The organism is uncultured Bacteroides sp., assembly GCF_937912035.1.
Lineage (GTDB): Bacteria > Bacteroidota > Bacteroidia > Bacteroidales > Bacteroidaceae > Phocaeicola.
The window spans coordinates 402,412-422,391 of sequence record NZ_CALDPF010000031.1 but is presented as its reverse complement, the minus strand read 5'-3'; the positions used below and the strand labels follow the sequence as shown (position 1 = coordinate 422,391).

Annotated in this window: 24 protein-coding genes and 1 pseudogene; 16 read left to right on the top strand and 9 right to left on the bottom strand. The window is 42.5% G+C overall.

The window, feature by feature from the left end; all coding sequences use genetic code 11:
* The 14 genes and pseudogenes from Q0486_RS07475 to Q0486_RS07410 all read left to right on the top strand — a co-directional run bounded on the left by Q0486_RS07475 (position 1) and on the right by Q0486_RS07410 (position 10,930).
* Positions 1-615 carry a hypothetical protein gene (locus tag Q0486_RS07475; RefSeq protein WP_299231693.1) on the top strand — a complete coding sequence of 205 codons (615 nt, stop codon included), beginning with the start codon at positions 1-3 and terminating at the stop codon, positions 613-615.
* Between the two features lie 43 nt (positions 616-658).
* Positions 659-1,015 carry a DUF3876 domain-containing protein gene (locus tag Q0486_RS07470; protein ID WP_299231832.1) on the top strand — a complete coding sequence of 119 codons (357 nt, stop codon included), beginning with the start codon at positions 659-661 and terminating at the stop codon, positions 1,013-1,015.
* Complete coding sequence (locus Q0486_RS07465) at positions 1,012-1,641, top strand: DUF4141 domain-containing protein (protein ID WP_009121388.1); 630 nt, start codon at positions 1,012-1,014, stop codon at positions 1,639-1,641. The genes Q0486_RS07470 and Q0486_RS07465 overlap by 4 nt, the downstream gene beginning before the upstream one ends.
* A gap of 3 nt (positions 1,642-1,644) precedes the next feature.
* Positions 1,645-2,658: a conjugative transposon protein TraJ gene (gene traJ / locus Q0486_RS07460; RefSeq protein ID WP_004294973.1), complete on the top strand. Its 1,014-nt coding sequence runs from the start codon at positions 1,645-1,647 to the stop codon at positions 2,656-2,658.
* 32 nt (positions 2,659-2,690) lie between these two features.
* Positions 2,691-3,314: a conjugative transposon protein TraK gene (gene traK, locus Q0486_RS07455; RefSeq protein ID WP_004326315.1), complete on the top strand. Its 624-nt coding sequence runs from the start codon at positions 2,691-2,693 to the stop codon at positions 3,312-3,314.
* A gap of 225 nt (positions 3,315-3,539) precedes the next feature.
* Positions 3,540-4,873: pseudogene (gene traM, locus Q0486_RS07450) on the top strand (conjugative transposon protein TraM).
* A gap of 46 nt (positions 4,874-4,919) precedes the next feature.
* Entirely contained in the window at positions 4,920-5,834 is a 915-nt protein-coding gene (traN, locus tag Q0486_RS07445) for a conjugative transposon protein TraN (protein ID WP_299231683.1), read from the top strand.
* Positions 5,831-6,388 carry a conjugal transfer protein TraO gene (locus Q0486_RS07440; RefSeq protein ID WP_299231681.1) on the top strand — a complete coding sequence of 186 codons (558 nt, stop codon included), beginning with the start codon at positions 5,831-5,833 and terminating at the stop codon, positions 6,386-6,388. The genes traN and Q0486_RS07440 overlap by 4 nt, the downstream gene beginning before the upstream one ends.
* A gap of 6 nt (positions 6,389-6,394) precedes the next feature.
* Positions 6,395-7,255: a toprim domain-containing protein gene (locus Q0486_RS07435; protein WP_299231679.1), complete on the top strand. Its 861-nt coding sequence runs from the start codon at positions 6,395-6,397 to the stop codon at positions 7,253-7,255.
* Positions 7,252-7,755: a DUF3872 domain-containing protein gene (locus Q0486_RS07430; RefSeq protein WP_299231677.1), complete on the top strand. Its 504-nt coding sequence runs from the start codon at positions 7,252-7,254 to the stop codon at positions 7,753-7,755. Before Q0486_RS07435 ends, Q0486_RS07430 begins: the two co-directional genes overlap by 4 nt.
* A gap of 47 nt (positions 7,756-7,802) precedes the next feature.
* Positions 7,803-8,258, top strand: coding sequence for a glycoside hydrolase (locus Q0486_RS07425; protein WP_299231831.1), 456 nt, complete (start codon positions 7,803-7,805; stop codon positions 8,256-8,258).
* Between the two features lie 249 nt (positions 8,259-8,507).
* On the top strand, positions 8,508-9,347 hold the full coding sequence (locus Q0486_RS07420; RefSeq protein ID WP_299231674.1) for a phosphoribosyltransferase family protein: 840 nt from the start codon (positions 8,508-8,510) through the stop codon (positions 9,345-9,347).
* Entirely contained in the window at positions 9,328-9,657 is a 330-nt protein-coding gene (locus Q0486_RS07415; protein WP_299231672.1) for a hypothetical protein, read from the top strand. Before Q0486_RS07420 ends, Q0486_RS07415 begins: the two co-directional genes overlap by 20 nt.
* A 250-nt stretch (positions 9,658-9,907) precedes the next feature.
* Positions 9,908-10,930: a reverse transcriptase family protein gene (locus Q0486_RS07410; RefSeq protein ID WP_299231670.1), complete on the top strand. Its 1,023-nt coding sequence runs from the start codon at positions 9,908-9,910 to the stop codon at positions 10,928-10,930.
* A 155-nt stretch (positions 10,931-11,085) separates the two neighbouring features.
* On the opposite strand, the gene Q0486_RS07405 is transcribed toward Q0486_RS07410, so the two are convergent.
* The 5 genes from Q0486_RS07405 to Q0486_RS07385 are packed head-to-tail and all read right to left on the bottom strand — an operon-like array spanning position 11,086 to position 14,751.
* Positions 11,086-11,970 carry a DUF932 domain-containing protein gene (locus tag Q0486_RS07405; protein ID WP_299231829.1) on the bottom strand — a complete coding sequence of 295 codons (885 nt, stop codon included), beginning with the start codon at positions 11,968-11,970 and terminating at the stop codon, positions 11,086-11,088.
* A 26-nt stretch (positions 11,971-11,996) separates the two neighbouring features.
* Positions 11,997-12,716, bottom strand: a complete 720-nt coding sequence (locus Q0486_RS07400; RefSeq protein ID WP_299231668.1) for an N-6 DNA methylase — start codon at positions 12,714-12,716, stop codon at positions 11,997-11,999.
* Positions 12,717-12,737: 21 nt separating this feature from the next.
* Positions 12,738-13,550, bottom strand: coding sequence for a DUF4121 family protein (locus Q0486_RS07395; protein WP_299231666.1), 813 nt, complete (start codon positions 13,548-13,550; stop codon positions 12,738-12,740).
* On the bottom strand, positions 13,547-13,816 hold the full coding sequence (locus Q0486_RS07390; RefSeq protein WP_009121403.1) for a hypothetical protein: 270 nt from the start codon (positions 13,814-13,816) through the stop codon (positions 13,547-13,549). The genes Q0486_RS07395 and Q0486_RS07390 overlap by 4 nt, the downstream gene beginning before the upstream one ends.
* A complete protein-coding gene (locus Q0486_RS07385) occupies positions 13,813-14,751 on the bottom strand; it encodes a hypothetical protein (protein WP_299231662.1) in 939 nt (312 codons plus the stop codon). Before Q0486_RS07385 ends, Q0486_RS07390 begins: the two co-directional genes overlap by 4 nt.
* 678 nt (positions 14,752-15,429) lie before the next feature.
* Between Q0486_RS07385 and Q0486_RS07380 the strand changes: the two genes are divergently transcribed.
* Together Q0486_RS07380 and Q0486_RS07375 are read left to right on the top strand one after the other, a co-directional pair.
* Positions 15,430-16,125 (top strand): CCA tRNA nucleotidyltransferase, encoded by a 696-nt coding sequence (locus tag Q0486_RS07380; protein WP_299231660.1) that lies wholly within the window; start codon positions 15,430-15,432, stop codon positions 16,123-16,125.
* A complete protein-coding gene (locus tag Q0486_RS07375) occupies positions 16,110-17,729 on the top strand; it encodes an aminoglycoside phosphotransferase family protein (protein ID WP_299231658.1) in 1,620 nt (539 codons plus the stop codon). The genes Q0486_RS07380 and Q0486_RS07375 overlap by 16 nt, the downstream gene beginning before the upstream one ends.
* A 73-nt stretch (positions 17,730-17,802) precedes the next feature.
* Here Q0486_RS07375 and Q0486_RS07370 read toward each other — a convergent pair whose 3' ends face one another.
* From Q0486_RS07370 to Q0486_RS07355, 4 genes are read right to left on the bottom strand one after another with little or no spacing between them, the layout of a single operon-like run.
* Complete coding sequence (locus tag Q0486_RS07370) at positions 17,803-18,780, bottom strand: hypothetical protein (RefSeq protein ID WP_299231656.1); 978 nt, start codon at positions 18,778-18,780, stop codon at positions 17,803-17,805.
* 18 nt (positions 18,781-18,798) lie between these two features.
* Positions 18,799-19,143, bottom strand: coding sequence for a hypothetical protein (locus tag Q0486_RS07365; RefSeq protein ID WP_299231653.1), 345 nt, complete (start codon positions 19,141-19,143; stop codon positions 18,799-18,801).
* A gap of 15 nt (positions 19,144-19,158) precedes the next feature.
* Complete coding sequence (locus tag Q0486_RS07360) at positions 19,159-19,314, bottom strand: hypothetical protein (RefSeq protein ID WP_299231651.1); 156 nt, start codon at positions 19,312-19,314, stop codon at positions 19,159-19,161.
* Positions 19,315-19,329: 15 nt separating this feature from the next.
* Positions 19,330-19,947, bottom strand: coding sequence for a DUF4313 domain-containing protein (locus Q0486_RS07355; RefSeq protein ID WP_299231650.1), 618 nt, complete (start codon positions 19,945-19,947; stop codon positions 19,330-19,332).
* Positions 19,948-19,980: the final 33 nt, after the last annotated feature.

Sequence of the window (19,980 nt, the reverse complement as noted above, 5' to 3'; positions counted from 1 at the left end):
ATGAATGACAGTTTTGAATCGGATGAAAGAAAGCGTAAGGAGACAATCGAATGTCTCTACTGGTCCCTGATGAACGGATGGGACATACCGAAGGAGATCCGTGAATATTACGGATTTTCAGAAGATTATGAGCTGTATCACCGGCTTGAAAGTATGGAACCGGAAGATTACAGGGAAAAAAGGCTCAGAGGCGAGATACCTGATGCCGTAGAGGTCGATGTAAGACTGACACATGCTGTGGAGAAGGTCTTCGAGCGGCTTTGTTCCCCTCCTCCCGTACAGTATCTCGACAAGCTGTACGGGGAACTGGAAAAGCTGGGAGGTTTCATCGCCAACCCGAAGAATATTGACAGCCCTTTCATTAATTCCGGTTTTCTCATGAAATACGGCATTGACCGGAATTCCCCGGATGAAATCAGACGGCAACAGGCAGAAAAGGCCTATAAGGAACTTTATGCCAGGTTTGAAACCATGGTTGGCCTGAAGTCCCCAAACAAAAAGGACGACAATGCTATCCGCAAGGAATGCCGGAAGCCAGTCTGCAAAGACAGGTTGGTCGGAAGAGGCAGCATCCCGGTCAGTCCGAAGCCAAAGAGACGCAAGATGGGACTTTGAAAGATTCAGTAAAACAAGAACAACATCATTAAAAAAACAAGACATGAAAAACAGACAGTTGTACAGACTGGCCGCTTGCCTGATCGGGGCGGCATCACTGCTGCAGAGCTGCAGTGAGAGCAGGTTCAAGGACTGTGACCGCCTGTGCGGTTCATGGAGCAGTGTGGAAGGCAAGCCCGATGTTCTTATATATAAGGAAGGGGACGCCTACAAGGTGACGGTCTTCGCCCGTAGCGGAAAGACACGGAAGCTGAAGCCGGAAACCTATCTGCTGGTGGAAGAAAACGGTAACCTGTTCATTAATACCGGCTACCGCATAGACATCGCCTACAATGAGGCGGCTGACGTATTGACCTTTTCTCTGAACGGTGATTATGTAAGGAAGGAGGTACGTCCATGAGAAAAAGACTGCTGCTGCTTTGTGCAGGAACCTTTTTTCTTGCCGGACAGATACGGGCACAGTGGGTGGTGACCGATCCGGGAAACCTTGCCCAGAGTATCATCAACATGTCGGACAATATCGTGCATACCTCTTCAACTGCGACAAGTACCGCTCAGAATTTTGCGGAGACGGTGAAGATATACCAGCAGTACAAGAAATACTATGATGCCCTGAAGTCCGTCAACAATCTAGTGAAAGATGCCCGTAAGGTCAGTGAGATCATCCTGATGGTCGGTGACGTGTCGGAAATCTACGTGACCAATTTCCAAAAGATGCTGGGTGACGAAAACTTTTCTCCCGAAGAGCTGGATGCCATCGCTTTCGGTTATACCAAACTTCTGGAAGAGAGCAACGGGGTGTTGCAGGACCTCAAGCAGGTAATTAACGTCAGTACCCTTTCCATGACCGACAAGGACCGTATGGACGTGGTGGATGACTGTTATGCCAGTATGCGCCGTTACCGCAATCTCGTGAATTACTATACGAACAGGAATATAGCCGTGAGTTTCCTGCGTGCCCGCAAGAAGAATGATCTTGACCGTGTCTTGAAACTCTATGGCAATGACACCTCCAAATACTGGTAGCCTATGGTATTGTTATCCGTGGATTTCTCGAATCTCCATACCATTCTGGAGAGCCTTTACAATGAAATGATGCCCCTTTGTGAGGATATGCTGGATGTGGCCAAGGGACTTGCCGGACTCGGTGCCCTGTTCTATGTGGCCGTCCGTGTCTGGCAGTCGCTTGCCCGTGCCGAACCGATAGACGTGTATCCGCTTCTGCGTCCGTTTGCGATAGGCATCTGCATCATGCTTTTCCCGACCCTGGTACTCGGAACGATGAATACGGTGTTGAGTCCGATTGTGCAGGGAACCCACAAGATGCTTGAGGGGCAGACGATGGACATGCAGCAGTACCGTGAGCAGAAGGACAGGCTGGAACGTGAAGCCATGCTCCGTAATCCGGAAACGGCCTATCTGGTCAGCGATGAGGAGTTTGACCGTCAGCTGGACGAGCTCGGATGGTCGCCCGATGCCATGGCAACCCGCATGGGCATGTATATGGAAGTGGGCATGTACAATCTGGAAAAGAATATCCGGGACGCCTTCCGCAGTCTGCTGGAACTGCTTTTTGCCGCGGCATCCCTGCTTATAGATACGGTAAGGACCTTTTTTCTGGTTGTATTGTCCATCCTTGGTCCCATTGCCTTTGCCTTCAGTGTGTGGGACGGTTTCCAGTCCACGCTCAGCCAGTGGTTCACACGTTACATTTCCGTCTATCTGTGGCTTCCCGTGAGTGACCTTTTCAGCTGTATGCTGGCCAAGATTCAGGTACTTATGCTGCAGAACGACATCCTGGAGCTCCAGAACAATCCGAATTATTCGCTGGACAACTCCAATTCAGTATATGTGATCTTCATGCTGATAGGTATCATCGGATATTTTACTGTGCCGACCGTGGCCGGATGGATTGTGCAGGCAGGTGGTGCTGGAAACTATAACCGCAACATCAACCGTACCGCGACCAAGGCCGGAGGCTTTGCAGCCGGCGCCGCAGGTTCCGGACTGGGAAATATCGGAGGGCGTCTGCGTGGAAAATAAACAGAACTGGAACATAAAAATCATGAAAACAGATGGAATTCAAATCACTGACCAATATTGAAAGCAGTTTCAGACGGATACGCCTGATGCTTGCGGTCTTTGTCGGATGCTGCACGCTTGTGACCGTCTTTGCCCTGTGGAACTCATACCGCTTTGCGGAGAAACAGCGTGAGAAAATTTATGTACTCGATGGCGGCAAGTCACTGATGCTTGCCCTTTCGCAGGATCTTTCACAGAACCGTCCGGCTGAAGCCAGGGAGCATGTAAGAAGGTTCCATGAGCTCTTTTTCGGGCTGTCGCCACAGAAGGATGCCATTGAGCACAATATCAACCGTGCCTTGCAGCTGGCGGACAAAAGCGCCTATCATTACTATGTGGATTTTGCCGAGAAAGGATATTATAACCGTCTCATTTCCGGTAATATCAATCAGGTGGTACGGGTGGACAGCGTGGTCTGCGACTTTTCCGGATACCCCTACAGGGCCAGGACGTATGCCCGCCAGATGATTATCCGTGAGAGTAATGTGACGGAACGTTCGCTGGTGACTGACTGCCAGCTTCAGAATACGTCCCGTTCCGATGACAACCCCAACGGCTTTATCATCGAACATCTGACCATACTGGAAAACAAGGACATAAGGAGTGTAGAGCGATGAAAAGGAACCTGACGAGACAGGCGGACCTTCAACTCAGGAGGTTCTGCCACAGACTTACCGTTAAACAGCGCAAGGCCGTTCTCTGGATACTGTTTGTCCCGTTTGCCGCCGCATGTGTCTATACGGCATACAGACCGTTTATAGGCAGTAAGAACCGGGAGTCCGGAATGGAATTTATGGAAAAGGATTCACTCCGTATGGAGTTCATTCAATCTATTGTAAGAAATGGAGAAAGAAAAAGTCAAGAAAGTAATGGAACGGCTGATGAAACCGTTCAGGCTCCGGTCCTCAAAGGACAGGAAGCCGCTGAGTGAGGAACAAAAACGCAAACGCGCCGGATTTGTGGTGTATCCGCTGATGTTCCTGCTGTGTCTGGGAAGTTTCTATCTGATATTCTCACCTTCCGGGCAGGAACGGGAGCGGCAGGATAAAGGACAGGGATTCAATACGGAAATCCCTTCTCCCGAGGACAGCCGCCTGGAAGGGAACAAGAAGGATGCTTATGAAAAGGCTCTGATGGAACAGGAAAGCAGGAAAAGGAAGACATTCTTTGAAGCTGCGGAGTCCATGTTTGCCAAAGAGGAACGGAAAGACAGTGTTGTCCGTCTTCCCGATAACATTCCACCGGAGAGGCAAACAAACACGGGGACGGAAACAGAAAAAGGCAATGTCGGAGCGGTCAGTTCCTCGGCCGGAGCCTACCGTGAGATGAACCGTACGCTGGGAAGCATCTATGAACCGCGGACCGATCCGGAAAAGGAAAGGCTTCTGGAAAGGATTGAGGAACTGGAGCGTATGCAGCAACAGCAGCAGAAGCAGGAGCCACTGTCAGGCATGGAGGAAAAAATGGTTCTGATGGAAAAATCCTACGAACTGGCCGCCAAATACAATAACCGTCAGGCTGTGGAGACTCCTTCTCCTGTCAGAAAAGCGGAGGACAAAAAAGCCATGCCGGTGAAACAGGTTCACAATGAGGTGGTATCCTCGCTTTCCAGACCTATGAGCGACGAAGAGTTCATATCCTCCTTTTCGGGAGAACGCAATGCCGGTTTCAATACGGCTGTCGGCCGGAAGATCGTAACGGAAGGCAATACCATTGCTGCCTGTGTACACGGTACGCAGACCGTATCCGACGGACAGGCTTTGCGCCTGCGGCTTACCGAGCCCATGCCTTTGCCGGACGTTTCATACCGAAAGGGACCGTACTGGTAGGTGGCACACGCATACAGGGTGAACGGCTGGAAATCATGGTCAATGCCGTGGAATACAAGAGAACTATCCTGCCGGTGGAACTGGAAGTCTATGATCTGGACGGACAGCAGGGAATCCTGGTGCCGGGTTCACTGGAATATGACGCTGCCAGGGAGATTGCCGCCAATATGGGAACCTCGATGAACAGCAGCATCAACATTTCCACCGATGCCGGAGCGCAGATTGCCTCCGATCTGGGGAAAGGTGTAATACAGGGCGTTTCCCAGTACATATCCAAACGGATGCGTACGGTAAAGATTACTTTGAAGGCCGGACACCGGGTACTGCTCCATTCACCGGAGAAATGAAATACAGGAAACTATGAAAGAAAAGACAACCATTAAACAAAAGCACATGAAGAAGATTCTGATGATGTTTGCCCTTTTACTGGGCGTATCGGCTGCCTGGGCGCAGCAGAGTAGCGGTGATTATTATGAGGGGCTGACCCGCAAGATCGGTTTCAGCCAGATGATTCCGCCGCACGGACTGGAAATAACGTATGACAAGACCGTCCATGTCATTTTCCCGGCTCCGGTCAAGTATGTGGATCTCGGTTCTACAAACCTGATAGCCGGCAAGGCCGACGGTGCCGAGAATGTAATCCGAGTAAAGGCCACGACACGCAATTTCAGGGAGGAGACCAATATGTCTGTAATAACCGAAGACGGGAACTTCTATACCTTCAACGTGAAGTATGCCGATGAGCCGCTGCTGCTGAATGTGGAGATGTGTGATTTCATCCATGACGGAGAATCGGTGAACCGTCCCAACAATGCCATGGAAATCTATCTGACCGAGCTGGATAACGAGTCACCCCGTCTGGTACGTCTTATCATGAAATCCGTGTATGAGAATGACAAGCGCCGTATCCGTCATATCGGCTGCAAGCGTTTCGGTATCCAGTATCTGCTCAAAGGACTGTACACCCATAATGACCTGCTTTATTTCCATACCCAGATAAAGAACTCCTCGAATGTGCCCTTTGACGTGGATTTCATTACGTTCAAGGTGGTGGACAAAAAGGTGATGAAGCGTACGGCCATGCAGGAGCAGGTGATTTATCCGCTGCGTGCCTACAATTATGTGACACGTGTAAACGGCAGGGATTCGGAATGTACGGTATTTGCCCTTCCCAAGTTTACAATACCGGACGATAAGAAACTGGTTGTGGAGATGTATGAGAAACAGGGCGGCCGTCACCAGAGTTTTGAGGTGGTCAACGAAGACCTGGTGCGTGCGGAAACCATCAACGAACTGAAGGTACGATGAGAACGAAAGTATTGTATATGCTGGCATTGCTGCTTGTCCTTTCCGTAGGACAGGCAGAAGCCCAGCGGATTCTGCCAAGGATGCAGGGTGTGGAAATGCGTGGAGGTATGGCTTCCGATAACGGATACTATATGGGAATGATACTTTCAAGTTATGCCAAAGGCGGGAACAAATGGGTATATGGAGCGGAATACCTGCATATGAAACACGGTTACCGTCATGTGACCATCCCTTCAGCGCAGTTTACGGCAGAAGGCGGATATTACCTGAATTTCCTTTCCGATGCGGGAAAAGTGTTCTTCCTCAATCTTGGAGGATCGGCACTGGCCGGATATGAGACGGTAAACTGGTCCGATAAAAAACTCTATGACGGGGCCACTCTGAAAAACGGCGATGCCTTTGTGTACGGCTGTGCCCTGACGCTGGAGATGGAACTGTACCTTGCCGACCGTGTGGCATTGACGGCTTCCTTGCGTGAGCGTTTCCTGTGGGGCGGAAGTCTCGGACATTGCCATATCCAGTATGGAATCGGCATTCGTTTTATGATAAATTAGCGGGTTATGGAACTGGAACAGATTAGACGGATTTCCCTTGTCGGTTTTCTTGAAGATCTGGGGCATATACCGGTATCCCGTAAAGGAAATGATGTCTGGTTCAGATCCCCTTTCAGGAATGAGAGAACCGCATCCTTCAAGGTGGATACACAGCGGAATGTCTGGTTTGATTTTGGCCTCGGAAAGGGAGGTGACATCTTCCATCTTGCCGGAGAACTGACCGGAAGTACCGGTTTCATGGAACAGCTGGAGTTCCTTTCAGGGAAATCCGGCATCCTTCCCCTCCGGCCTTTACAGGAACGTAAGAAGATACCCCGCGTTTCCGGATTCGAGGACGTGAAAGTGACGGAACTGAGTCATGAGGCTTTGAAAGCTTATCTGAAAGAGAGAGGAATTGATCCGGCCATAGCCGGGAGATTCTGCAAGGAAGTGGCATACGGAATACGGGGCAAACGGTATTTTGCCATAGGCTTCATGAATCGGAGCGGCGGTTATGAACTCCGTAACCCGATGTTCAAGGGATGCATCTCTCCCAAGGACATTTCCTGTGTGTCCCTGTCCGGAAAGAAACAGGATACGTGCTGTGTGTTTGAAGGGTTTGTGGATTTTCTTTCGGCATTGGTATTGCGGACTGTGACGGACGAGGACTGCCTGGTGCTGAACTCTGTATCCAATCTGGAACGGTCGTATGCCGTACTGGAGGGTTACGGCAGAATCCGGTGCTTTCTTGACCGTGACCGGGCCGGGATTACTGCACTGGAGACTTTGAACATACATTTCGGGAATAAGGTTATGGACTGTTCCGGTCTGTATGATGGATTAAAGGACTTGAATGAATATCTGACAAAAACAAAGGAAAACAAATGAAGACAGAAAAGAATATGAGAAAAGGATTTGGGCTGGCAGGCAAGATTGTCATGTTCTGCATAGGTCTGGTCAGTCTTGTACTGACCTCATGCGAATCCGAGCTGGAAATCCAGCAGAGTTATCCGTTTACCGTGGAAACAATGCCGGTTCCCAAGGAACTGAACAGGAATGAGACAGCTGAAATACGGTGTGGACTCAAAAGTGAGGGCGATTTTGACGGAACGGTCTATACGATCCGTTATTTCCAGTATGACGGGGAAGGTTCCCTGAAACTGGACAACGGTCTTGAATTCAAACCGAATGACCGTTATCTGCTGGAGAACCGGAAGTTCAGGCTGTATTATACATCACTATGTGACGAGGCGCAGAACTTCATTGTCGTTGTCGAGGACAACTGGGGAAACATGACAGAAATGGAATTTGACTTCAACAATGCAGGTGATGAAGAGACGGATGCTGTGGAAGATTCATTGTCAGTTCAGGAAGGAGGTGTCCTATAATAACCGTAAGGCTTTTAAGGTCAGTACTGCCATTGGTGGTATTGGCCATAACGGTAACTTCCCTGCGTGCACAGGAGAATGTGGAAGACTCACGTTGGGAAATGGCTGTCAGGTGTATCAAGAAATATGAAGGATGGCATGGCCCGGAACATCATCCATATGTTGCATACGGTCACTGTATCAGAAAAGGGGAAAAGTTTCCTGCCAGGCTGACAGAAAGTGAGGGAGACAGCATTCTGAGAAAAGACTTGAAGGAAATGTGTGTATTGTTCCGACATCTGGGAAAGGATTCGCTGCTGATAGCCTGTCTTGCTTATCAGGTGGGGCCATATAGGTTGCTCGGTTATGGTAGGATGCCCCAAAGCACGTTGATAAGGAAACTGGAAGCCGGTAACCGGGACATTTATGTGGACTTCATACAATATTGTCACTATAAGGGAAAGAAAATACCGTCAATAGAAAGGAGAAGAAAAGAAGAATACAGATTACTGTTTATGCCATAAAGAACAATAAAGCATATAATAAATACTAAAAACAAACTTTTAATCAAAACAATAAGATACACTGTAAAAAGGTGAACAAAATAAATATTAAGAGCGCAAATAAGAGTAATAGACTTATTTTATCTAATATAAATACCTCAATTAACTTTTTTGTATAAGAAATATCTATAAAATTAAATTTGAATAGTCATTTATTAGAAATATTTTGTAACTTCACAACGATTATTTTGATTAATACATCTTAATCCAATGGACTATAAAAAAGAAGATTATATTAAATTTATGCAATTATATTCACATCAAAGTTGGTTAAGTAAAAAAGAATCTAGTCTTGAAGCATTAATCTCAACATGTGATACAAAAGAACAAAAAAAATTAGTTTTTTCATTGCTTGAAAGATTTCACTATTTGAATGGAGAGACAACTAATCTTTTTCTTGAGCAAATGGCTGATTATATAGTGAATTGTGAATTTGAAAAGGATCGTGTTCAATTAGTTGCTTGTACTTATGACGATGAAGCTGATAGTGGGCAGAAAATTTTGGATATGATCAAAGTTCCATTATTTCAGAAAGGATGGAAAAAAATTAAAACTGTAAATGTTATAGGAAAAGCAGTTAAAGCGTCATCAGAAGGGAAAAACCAAATTATAATTGTAGATGAATTTCTAGGAACTGGACGTACTTTACGAACGAGAATAGAATGGTTGAAAAAAAATGTTAGGGAACCTGTAGAAATAAAATGTTGTTTTTTGGCTGGTATGAAAAATGCTGTGGAGAAATTAAAAGCTGATTCTATTGATATATTTTGTCCTTTACAATTGGAAAAAGGAATTTCTGAATATTTTGAAGGAGATAAATTGGGCTTCGCTATAAATGATATGATTGATCTAGAATCTAAACTAGCTAAAATAATTAAAGAAAAAAAACTAGAAGATTATTCATTTGGATATGGAAAAGCAGAGGCATTGTATTCTTTGGAGAATGGTAATACACCAAATTCTGTATTCCCAATTTTTTGGTGGTTAAAGGATAAAAATGGTAATGAAAGAGAAACAATACTTACTAGATATGAAACCGGATTTGAATAATTGCTACAAAAAAATATTTAGGGACTTGTATGAAAGTGTTGATGGATTATATGCATTTACATTTTATTCTCGGTATAAAATGTCTCCTAGTTTGGTATTTGAGTTCATTGAGAAATATAAGAAGCAAGATTTCATAATATTTGAAGATGGGAAAATATCATTAACAAATAAAGGACGAGATATAGTATTTAAGTTTGTAAAAAAGCATAAAAGAGCGTTAAATGGAAAATATAGTAATATACCTTCTGAATTTATAGACATTAAATTAAAAATAAATTCACTATATTTGCCTGAAATAGAAGATTTTTAATTTTAAATATGAAAAGGTGGAAATAGAAACTAGCATTTAGGAAGTGGTGTCGCTTCCGAAGGTTAAGGTCTTCTTTAGCCTCAGTAGATAGTTCTTCGAACTATCTACGGCTCACTTGGCAAAGCCAAGATTCGCTCTCAATAAATATAATTTTATTGGAGCGTGCTCCAATAAAATTATATTTATTGAGCGAGCTTACGAATAGAAAGTAGTTTTCTCCACCTTTTCTTTATTATAAAATGACCTTGATATGAGCATAGAAAAATGGAATGATTTTTTTTCACGTAAAGGTATTGATAAAACTTTACAAGATAAATACATTGAATATATCAAGGTCTTGGAACAAAATAATGTTCCAATAATCTTTGATTTTAATCATTTAAGATTATTAATGGGGAGAAGTAATTTATATTTTACATCTGTAATAAATTCTCCTGAAAATCATTATCGTTCATTTAAATTGAGAAAAAGGAATGGAGGCTTTCGAGAAATTTTAGCTCCATATCCAGCATTGTTAGAAATGCAATATTGGATATACAATAATATTCTAAAAAAAATACCTGTAAGCTCTTATTCTCATGGATTTGTATGTAAAAAATCTATTATAACAAATGCTAAAATTCATTTAAATCAAAAAGAACTTTTAAAGTTAGATTTGAAAGATTTTTTCCCTTCTATTACTATTAATCGTATTATATATGTTTTTAAATCATTGGGATATACTAATAAAGTGGCATTTTATTTAGCATCTTTGTGTAGTTATGAAGGAACTTTACCACAAGGAGCTCCTACAAGTCCTTATTTAAGTAATATTATAGCAAAAAAATTAGATAAGAGGCTTATTGGATTATCTAAAAGATATGATTTACGTTATACTAGGTATGCTGATGATTTAACATTTTCTGGAGATTCTATCCCAGCAAAGTTATTAGAATATATAAATGAAATTGTAAAAAGTGAAGGGTTTGTAATTAATACGGAAAAAACAAGACTTTATAAAAATGGGGGTAAAAGAATTGTTACAGGTATTTCTGTTATTGGTAATGAATTGAAGCTACCTAAAAATTATAGACGTAGTTTGAGACAAGAATTACATTTCATAATTAAATATGGATATGAATCTCATATCAAGAAAAAGAAAATAAGAAAAGTCAATTATTTGGAAACTCTAATAGGTAAAGTTAATTTTTGGCTTAGTGTAGAACCCTCTAACAAGTTTGCATTAAATGCACGTTCATATTTGTTGGAAGTACATAAAAAATACACTTCATAAATATCAGTTAATCATTATTCTAGTGATCATAAAATTATTAAAAGCTCTTGAAATCGGCTAGTTATATTTGCTTAGTTGTGAGTTTATTGTTAAAAGGCTTCTTGGTTCACAAAATTGAACCAAGAAGCCTTTTTGAATGGATTACGTAATTTCTTTTATTTATACGAAAGCAGGAAATCGGCCATTGCTCCGTTCTGTGGAATCATGGCAGGAAAATCAGTCTTTCCTGGTTTGTAGATTTCTGTTGCCACATTGTAGACGTCCCACGCTGTAATGTGCGGCTGTTCAAGTGATAGTTTGAGAAGTTCTTCCGTAAACACGGAAATCTGTCCCTGGTTGAGCGGATAGGTGTCCACCTGTGATGCCAGTCTCTTGTCTGCGCTGTCATGGGATACACGCAGAGCCGTCAGCATACCTATGATCATGTACAACTCACCGGGTGTCAGTACCTTCTCCTTGAGCCTTTGGATTCGGCTTCTGTCCGCATCCATGTCACGCTCAAAATTCCGCATCCAGTCATCCACCTTCCCGAACAGTTCCTCGGTAGTCACCTTGTCCTTGCCGTAGTTGGCAACGCTTCGTTCGGGTGAAAGGATACACTGGTTGTGGCAGATACGTACACAGGGACCTATTGCCGCCTGGATACCGTCCTGATGGTAGGCTACCACGAGTGTAGTTGTCAGTTCATCGGTATCCCCGTTCAGAATACGGATGGTGGTGAAGATTCTGCGCAGTACATGTGCCTCTACCGCCTTCTCTCCATAGGTCTGTTCCACCTGCGGCAGGATGACCACACCGGGCTGTGTACGGTTCTTGTTCTGGGCGGCGAAGATTTCCTCCACCTCATAGTTCAGGTTGTGACGGCGGCAGATGTCCGTCATGCGCTGGATGACCTGATAGTGGTAGATACCCCTGACCGGATTACCGTAGATGTCGTTCTCCTTGTAGGTACGCTGGAGTGTTTCAAGGTCCATTACTTCGATTCCGTTGTTCTGGAAATCAAACTGTCTCTGATTGTTCAATGTTGCTAAAGCTTCCATAATTATATTTTTTAAAAGGTTGGTAATTATTTGTCCAATAGGTTGATGATACGGACTGCCTCTTTGAAGCGTCCGATATTTTCCGGAAGAGGATTCCTGTATTCCTCTTCCTTCATGCGTCTTATAGAAGGTATTCCCGTCAAGGGCAGAGCCTGGTTGACTTTCCATCCGTCGGTGAATGCCTTCGGCTGGAGACTGTCATGACAGATCACTTCCCCGACACATCCGTGGACGAGCATGTTGCACACGGTCATCATGCAGCAGGTTCGGCTGATGTCTTCTCCGACCAGATAGTTTCCCGGATTGTGCGCATGGTATGCCAGCAGGAGCCTTCCGCTGCCGCATGTAGGGTCTCCCATCCTCTGTCCGGTCTCTTTTTTACCTGCCGCGCACATGACCATGAGTTCACAGATATGTGACGGCGTGAAGAACTGTCCGTTTGCCTGCTGTCCCGGTTTTGAGCAGTAGGCCATGTGGAGTTCACCGAAAGCGTCGAACCAGCCCGACCTGCCGATTTGTTTCTGCATGATACGTGTCCATTCGGCTGTCATTTCCATGAACGAGGCGTTTTGCTGACGCTTGTATTTCCAGTTGCTTATTGGCGGTGCTCCAGGAGAGAAGCCGTGGATGATGAAACGCAGCAGGTCGTTGAATACGGTCTGTATTTCATAGCCGCATGAGGAGGCAAAGCTTGTGATTAGCCTGTCGAGTGGCCTGACTTCGTTGGAGATTTCATATCGTGCCATATTCCTTTATTTTATAATTGGTTATAGACTGTCGTTGATTCTGTATACTGTTACGGTATGGTTTTCATTGTCCGTGTGGATTCTGACCGGACCGTATCCCATGAATTTCATGCGGATTTGTCCGTGCTGTCCCATACCGTTCCACTGCTCACGTGATATTTCCTTAATATCCATGCGGTATCCCCAAAGTACAAGAGAGTCAGGCAGGATTCCCTTGTAGAGTCTGCCTTTCAGGATTGCGGCCAACTCGTCCAGCTCGCTCCGGCTGTACAGCGTGAATGAATCGCTGCGGAAGGTGTATTCACCTGTCCTTTCCCTATCCCGGTGTTTCATGATATGATAGCGGAACCAGTTACGGGTGGTGTAACCGTCATACAACGGATCCGGTTCTCTGTATTCCCATTTCCTGACCGGAGCATCGAACCTGAGACTGCCCGTATTGCTGCGTTTCCCGAATCCCCATGTCCTGAATATGCGGATTTCAGTACCTGCGGGTTTCATGTTCCGAATATTGACCTGCGTCCAGAGGCTTCCGGTGGTATCATAGGCGGCTTTTCCCATGTCATCGAAACAGAATACCGTTTCCGGTATCAGGCATATATCCGCATATTTGCCTGTTATCCGTTCTATATGAGCTTTTCCGAAATAGTCACCCGAACGTGAGATAAATTCCACGCAGTCTCCTTCTGTCGGGCACATCTGCCTGCTTCGGACATTCTCAATCAGTTCCAGCATACGGTTCACTTTCCGTACTTCCTTTTCTGTAATGGGATACCCGAAGTCACCGTTTGCCAGTTCAAGACTGTCAAGGTCATATCGTATCTTTGTATTCATCCTGTTCTCCTCCTGTTTTGTGTATAGCGTTCAACCTGTCGGGTGATCATATCACAGAATTTCTGGCCGTTTTCTTCCTCACCCCTGAAATAGGCGGCCATCATCAGCAGGTTCTTGTTGTAATAATGCACCCATTTGTCATGGAAATGTGCGCCGGGAACCTGTCCGAATGTTTCCTGAAACAGTTCCAGGGTCAGATCCTCGTCCTGTCTCCTATTGTATTCCCATATTGCCAGAAGCAGCATGTCATTGTAATTCAGTCTCATATTGCGTTGGTATTTGAAATGGCCATTATGATGTTGCAGCAACCGATTTCCCGGACATTCTCCTTCAGCTTTCCGTTGTTTACCAGTCTGTCGTATGCCTCATGTACAAACCTGTATGCAGGCGAATCATATCCGATACCGTGAAGATGTGATGTCGTCGCCACATTTATCCGTGATGCCATCATGGAAAGTATGTCCTCTTTCCCTGCCCGGCGGTTGCTGAAGGCATCCAGTATATTCCGGTGGATGCACGTTCCGTATCTGGCACGGTAATATTCCATTTCTTCTTCATCGGTGAAGGAATACACCTCTTCCGCTATCGTATCCTTTACAAGACGGAATGTACGGCCTCCTTTTTTCAGTATGGCTGTAATCTGTGGAATATGCAGTGTCTCACAGTAGCCGCTTATTTCCATCGGATGCACGTACAGGCGTGTCTTTCCTTTTACAAGATACATGGCCTGTGATGTACAGCCGGTTATGTCCGTGTCGAATCCCTCTCCATGAAATTTCTCTTTTATTTCCTTGTAGAATACGTCCGTTTTCTCATGGGAAAGACCTTTTCCCCATTCATATCCGCTTTCCAGACTGAAAAGCAGATGGAAGAGGGTTGTCCGTCCGGTCTTGCTTTCCCAGTAGCCGTAAAGGTCAGCCGTGCCGGATTTCGGTCCGAACCTGTATCCATCCGGAGTATAGCTTTCCATCACTTCCAGGAGTGAGTTCATGAAATTTTCCGATTCTTCCGAATTCCACCATTCTGACGTATCGTCATCCATGGCATAAGCCGGTATATGGTTCATAACCTGCAGGTATTCCGGAGTTTCTTTCAGAATGTCCAGCATCCTTGTGACGGCTTCCTTCCTTTGTCTGATGGAGAACAGTTCCGTTCCGGTCTCCGCGTGAAGCCTGTTCTGTGTCTTCTGGTCTGTAATCATGACTTCTGATATTTATTGTTATACATTGTCTGCCTGTAAGGTACAGGCATTCTTATTTCTTGTTGTCCCTGTTGTCTGTTTGCCCGCATCCCTGCAAGGCTTGGCGGAAAAAAATACCGGAGCGAAGCGAGGATGATTTTTTTCCAGACAACCAGCCCGGCAGGGCCGCCTTGCGGGAGTTGCGCGGCAAACAGATATTTTTGCAGCAAGAAATGAGGATGCAGTCAAGTTTAAGAGATGTATTTTGAGGTCTTCTCAGAAAAGCAAATGTATTTCACCGTAAGGCACTATTAATCAAATCAATATATTTTATTGTATATCTTCCTTAATATGAATAAAGCTTTTACATGATTAAATTTATATTGGATTTTTATAGTTGTTTTTTTATTCTTGATATACAGTAAATAGAGAATTTATAACGTATATGTGGTTAAAAATTAAAATTGTAAAAAGAATGTGTTCATATATAATGTTATTTGATATAATTCTTTTATTTTGAATTAATCATTAAAAATGATTTTTAGACTTTTATGTAACTTATTTATAAATAGAAGATATAATGACATCTTTAATAAGATAAATGCTATGAAGAATAATTGATAATCTATCTTCTAGAAAAAGATTCTTTTATTAGTTTTGTAAATGAATTAAGAAGAATCAATATAATATTAATAAAAGATGAATGAATTTACTAGTCTTCAATTTTTAAATAAGCACCCAATATGGAATCTTTTATTTGATTATCAAGACATAGAAAATTTTTATGTATGTGGTGGGTATATTCGTGACTATATCTTATATGGAAATAGTGGTAAGGATATTGATGTTTTTATAAACTGTACGATAGAAGAACTGAATATGCTAATTACATATTTAGAAAAATATGGCCGTGTTGTATATGGACAATATGGTTCACCTCGATTTTATCCCAATGCAATTGATGGGCATTATGTCGACATTGTCCCATTTTACAATTTTATAGTTTCTCCTAAACCAATTCTTACAATTGATGATTTGTTGAAAAATTTTGATTTTACAGCCAATGCAATAGGTGTTAATATTAAAACAGGCACTATTTATGATCCTGTACATGGCATAACAGATATAAATAATCGCGTTTTGCGAGCTGTTCGTTTGGATTTTCCAGAAAAACCTGTTTCTAATGATATACCTCTGTCGGCTGTTTCTGTTTTTTGGTTTCGGCTTCTTCATTTTCAAAATAAATTGGGTTTTGAATTTGAAAAGCAAACAAAGGAATGGGTAATCGAAAATGCTTACAGGATTAAAGACATAGAAATGTTTAAAAAATATTTTTTTACTCCCAATATAAGTAAGGAATTAAATTTATATATAAACAAATGTTTACATCGATAAATGCAGTTCTTAAACAATTAAAGGCTGAAGGTTGGAATGATATAACACTTGAGTATATTAATAAAGGGGTAATGACTGATACATACAAGATGTATACAAAAACTAAAAAGTATGTTGTTCGTTGTTATCCAAATCCAAGAAGATGGTTAGCTGAAGTTGAATATTCATATCTTATAGATTTTGCAAAAAAAGGTATAAAAGTTCCATTGCCAATTTGTATAAATAGAACAGAAGGTAAAATTGCTTATCTCATATATGAATGGGTAGAAGGTGAAACACTCAATGATAAATTCACCACTCTAAATGAGAATGAATTAAAGAATATTTGTATTGAGGTAATTAGTAATTATCAAGAAATTAACAAAATAAAAGTCGATAAATATGGTGGTGTCAATAGAGGTAGAATCAATGAATATAATTCATGGAGTCATTTTCTTAAGGCTGAAATAGAAAAGTCTAGAAAATATTTTAAGCAGACAAAAAATTTAAAATATATCAAAATCTGTAATGGACTCTTTGACTATGTTGATAAAATAAAAGAACCATCACCATGCTTAGTATGGAGTGATTTTAGTTTTGATAATATAATAATATCTAAAGATAATCATTTAGCTGCATTTATTGACTTTGAAGGAATGATGTCGGGGGATCCACTTTTGGGTATTGGTTATATCTTGTCACATAGTAGTCCTACGCATCCTTTTACAAGACTTATCCTTGAACAATACAATATTGATAGAGATGTTGAAGTAAAAAAAACACTTGACTTTTATGCTGTGTTTAGATATATTAGATTATCCCCTTATACAAATTTTAATACTCCTAATAATACTATTAGAGAGCCACTTGATGTTTTTCTTCCGTATGTAAATGCAATTGACAATCAATTTATTAAAGAATGTAATTTGTTTAAAAGAATAATGCAAATAACAAAATTTATGTGGAAAAAAATTATAATACTCAGTTTAACTATTATAGTTTGCTTTATAGCATTACATTATACATTGATCTATTATTCAGATGTGTTATCAAAATCAAATGTAGAAATTCCTATTCAGAATTTAACAAAAAATCTGAGAATTAAGGATGAACCGCCTGTATGGTTTGCTATTTCTGATACTTCTATTTCTACTTATAAAGCTATAGATAATTCCGAAAAAGAATTATTATACAATTGTATGGAACCGATTGATTCTATAAAAAATGATTCTCATAAGCAAGAGTATATAAAAAAGGTAAATGAACTAATTTATAAGTCTAATAACAATTACTCTAATACAAAACAACTTTTTGTTTTAACTTTATGTATAGTTTTTCTAGGTTGTTGTGCACGTACGTTTTACGATTATATAGGTTGGGAGTGTTATAAAGGTGGACAAAATATGGATACATGGTGGCCTTGGTATGTCTTTCGACCTATAATTGGTGTGCCAATAACCGCCTTTCTTATAGTTGCATTCCGGACTTCTATGTTTTCATCGCTTTTTAGTAGCAAAGATTTAAATACATATCTAATCGTTTCTTTCCTTGCAGGGTTTGCAATGATGGAGTTTGTTACTATGCTCCGTAGATCATCTAAAGCTTTATTTGGATCTTCTAATTAGTAAATTTATAAAAAGAAAATATGAGAAAAAGTTTCAATTGTTAGATATAATTTTATTGGCTAATAAATGTTTTTCAGTCAATCCAGAAAGTGCCGCAATGAGGGCATCTGCATCCGGCAGGATACTCATTCGAATACCGTACGTCACGGTGGCGTTTGTAGTTCATGTCACCGAAGGTGCATTTCCCGTCTCGGAATGTCTGCTCATAAGCGGCTTCCTGTTTCTTGTATTCAGCCATCCGGCTTTTTCGGACAGATCCGGTAAAAGGTTTCATGCCCGTTTCCCATTTTGTGGAATCACACCAGTCATTGGTCATGCCGCAGACTTCATTGGCATAGGAATAGTGTACTTGTGAATCGACAAACAGGTTCTCCCTTCGGAAAGGAAAAGTGATATCCAGCGGAATCCGTACATGATGTCCGGAACCGTTCCGGCTGTCGGCAATGGCCACCACTACATTCCCGTGGAAACGGATGCTTTTGAAATCGTTCTCAGGGTCTTTGCTAATGAGCCTGTCAAACATGGCGTTGAAGTAGATGCGCAGTTCTCCGCCGTATGTGGCATTCTCTACCAGTTCTTCAATCTTCTCGTCAAACTGCCCCTTTTTCAGATGCAGTGCGCGACGTACCTTATGGCAGGCTATGGCGACTGATTCTCCCCGCAGTGAACAACCGGTCAGATATCCGCTGATTTCCACTCCGAGCGAATAGAAGAAATTAGTGACGGACGAGTTGCGTATCAGATCCTTTACCGGGTCGGAATCGTTCCGGTCGTAGATAAGTTCCCTGATTTCATCTTCATGCTCTTCAAACTCTCCGGCTAAATTGTCCGTTTCCATATTCTTTCTTGTCTCCTCTAGATAGTCGTGCATGTTTGAACTTTCCTGTTCCTCATACCATTCGTATGCCTTTTCATAGAGTTTTTCCATATTGTTGGAACGGATGCATTCCTCCTGAATGTCTTCATGCTCATCAAGATCATCCCGGTAGTCCACGTAGTAGAGGCTTACATACTGTGGAATATAGTTTGTAAGTTGTAATGTCTGGTTCATGATTCCTGATTTTAAGAGTTATACAAACGAAAAAGCCCTGCTTGTCGTACAGGGCTTGATTCTTGTGGAACTGAAACCTTTGGAATGTCTGTTTATATGGTATCTCCATGTCTCAAGCAGATAATCCTTGGTTCCTTTGATACTTCCGTGTACCATACATCCTTTTTCATCATACAGGTAGCAGGTGTTAAGGAGAACCGGTATGCCGTCATGCACCTTGTACATGTGCAGCTCAATATCATTCTTTATGGCGGCAGACTTTTCCTTTTCCACTTTTCTGTGTATGGCTTTTCTGACCTCGCCGATATGAGGAGAGGTATAGCCGATTATTTCTGAATGGAATGCAAACAGATATTTTTCCATAACACTTTATCCGTATTAAAATTCTGATATAAGTTCATCTTCATATACCTCCAGTTCAAGACCGCTCTCGACAATCCTGACCAGCCAGCGGCATTCCAGTCTTTCCATCAGTTCGACGGTACGGTATCCCTTATAGGGACGTCTCAGAAATACAATGTCTCCGGTTTTCATATTTGTTCCTCCTTTTTATTGTGCGTAGATTGTTTCTATCAGTTCTGCATCCGTAAGATAGCGCAGTTCCTGTGTGGAGCAGAACAGGCAGATGCCATTCAGCAGTTCATATGCCGCAGCATCCAGGTTCCGTACTCCTTCGATCAGAGATTCTTCCAGTTCTTTGCTTGAAACAAGATATATTCCGTGAATGTCTTGAACAGTTCTCAAAGGGAAACGTCTTTCCTGATAGATGATGTCCTTTATCATGTCATCTTGTGGTGGCAGTTTGGCGCTGATTGTCTTGAACTGTTCGGGTGCGAGTGCCTTCAACCTGTCAGGATTGAAGCGGAACATTCTGAATCCCTGATATTCAAATCCGGCAGGTTCCGCTATTCTGTTACTGGTCAGGAAATCATGTACATGTCTGTTGCAGTCCCGGTTGTCCACATAGGCATGGAACGGGGGAAGGGAATTGAGGTTGACGGTGATGTCCGTGTAGGATTCCCAGCATTTCGGATTCTCCTTAGACTGGGATTCAAGTCCTACATACAGATTGTCATTGTCGATATAACTGTTCAGGACGAGTCTGAACTCAATGCGTTCAGCCGGATCTGTGGCTGTTTTCCAGTATAGAGTGTTTGATTTGTTCATACTTGTATTGTTTTTATGAGGGAATACGGCAGT

Excerpts from the sequence above, each read along its gene's own strand:
- Q0486_RS07475 (WP_299231693.1), top strand. The coding sequence starts at position 1 with ATGAATGACAGTTTTGAATCGGATGAAAGAAAGCGTAAGGAGACAATC.
- Q0486_RS07470 (WP_299231832.1), top strand. The coding sequence starts at position 659 with ATGAAAAACAGACAGTTGTACAGACTGGCCGCTTGCCTGATCGGGGCG.
- Q0486_RS07465 (WP_009121388.1), top strand. The coding sequence starts at position 1,012 with ATGAGAAAAAGACTGCTGCTGCTTTGTGCAGGAACCTTTTTTCTTGCC.
- traJ (WP_004294973.1), top strand. The coding sequence starts at position 1,645 with ATGGTATTGTTATCCGTGGATTTCTCGAATCTCCATACCATTCTGGAG.
- traK (WP_004326315.1), top strand. The coding sequence starts at position 2,691 with ATGGAATTCAAATCACTGACCAATATTGAAAGCAGTTTCAGACGGATA.
- traN (WP_299231683.1), top strand. The coding sequence starts at position 4,920 with ATGAAGAAGATTCTGATGATGTTTGCCCTTTTACTGGGCGTATCGGCT.
- Q0486_RS07440 (WP_299231681.1), top strand. The coding sequence starts at position 5,831 with ATGAGAACGAAAGTATTGTATATGCTGGCATTGCTGCTTGTCCTTTCC.
- Q0486_RS07435 (WP_299231679.1), top strand. The coding sequence starts at position 6,395 with ATGGAACTGGAACAGATTAGACGGATTTCCCTTGTCGGTTTTCTTGAA.
- Q0486_RS07430 (WP_299231677.1), top strand. The coding sequence starts at position 7,252 with ATGAAGACAGAAAAGAATATGAGAAAAGGATTTGGGCTGGCAGGCAAG.
- Q0486_RS07420 (WP_299231674.1), top strand. The coding sequence starts at position 8,508 with ATGGACTATAAAAAAGAAGATTATATTAAATTTATGCAATTATATTCA.
- Q0486_RS07415 (WP_299231672.1), top strand. The coding sequence starts at position 9,328 with ATGAAACCGGATTTGAATAATTGCTACAAAAAAATATTTAGGGACTTG.
- Q0486_RS07410 (WP_299231670.1), top strand. The coding sequence starts at position 9,908 with ATGAGCATAGAAAAATGGAATGATTTTTTTTCACGTAAAGGTATTGAT.
- Q0486_RS07405 (WP_299231829.1), bottom strand. The coding sequence starts at position 11,970 with ATGGAAGCTTTAGCAACATTGAACAATCAGAGACAGTTTGATTTCCAG.
- Q0486_RS07400 (WP_299231668.1), bottom strand. The coding sequence starts at position 12,716 with ATGGCACGATATGAAATCTCCAACGAAGTCAGGCCACTCGACAGGCTA.
- Q0486_RS07395 (WP_299231666.1), bottom strand. The coding sequence starts at position 13,550 with ATGAATACAAAGATACGATATGACCTTGACAGTCTTGAACTGGCAAAC.
- Q0486_RS07390 (WP_009121403.1), bottom strand. The coding sequence starts at position 13,816 with ATGAGACTGAATTACAATGACATGCTGCTTCTGGCAATATGGGAATAC.
- Q0486_RS07385 (WP_299231662.1), bottom strand. The coding sequence starts at position 14,751 with ATGATTACAGACCAGAAGACACAGAACAGGCTTCACGCGGAGACCGGA.
- Q0486_RS07380 (WP_299231660.1), top strand. The coding sequence starts at position 15,430 with ATGAATGAATTTACTAGTCTTCAATTTTTAAATAAGCACCCAATATGG.
- Q0486_RS07375 (WP_299231658.1), top strand. The coding sequence starts at position 16,110 with ATGTTTACATCGATAAATGCAGTTCTTAAACAATTAAAGGCTGAAGGT.
- Q0486_RS07370 (WP_299231656.1), bottom strand. The coding sequence starts at position 18,780 with ATGAACCAGACATTACAACTTACAAACTATATTCCACAGTATGTAAGC.
- Q0486_RS07365 (WP_299231653.1), bottom strand. The coding sequence starts at position 19,143 with ATGGAAAAATATCTGTTTGCATTCCATTCAGAAATAATCGGCTATACC.
- Q0486_RS07360 (WP_299231651.1), bottom strand. The coding sequence starts at position 19,314 with ATGAAAACCGGAGACATTGTATTTCTGAGACGTCCCTATAAGGGATAC.
- Q0486_RS07355 (WP_299231650.1), bottom strand. The coding sequence starts at position 19,947 with ATGAACAAATCAAACACTCTATACTGGAAAACAGCCACAGATCCGGCT.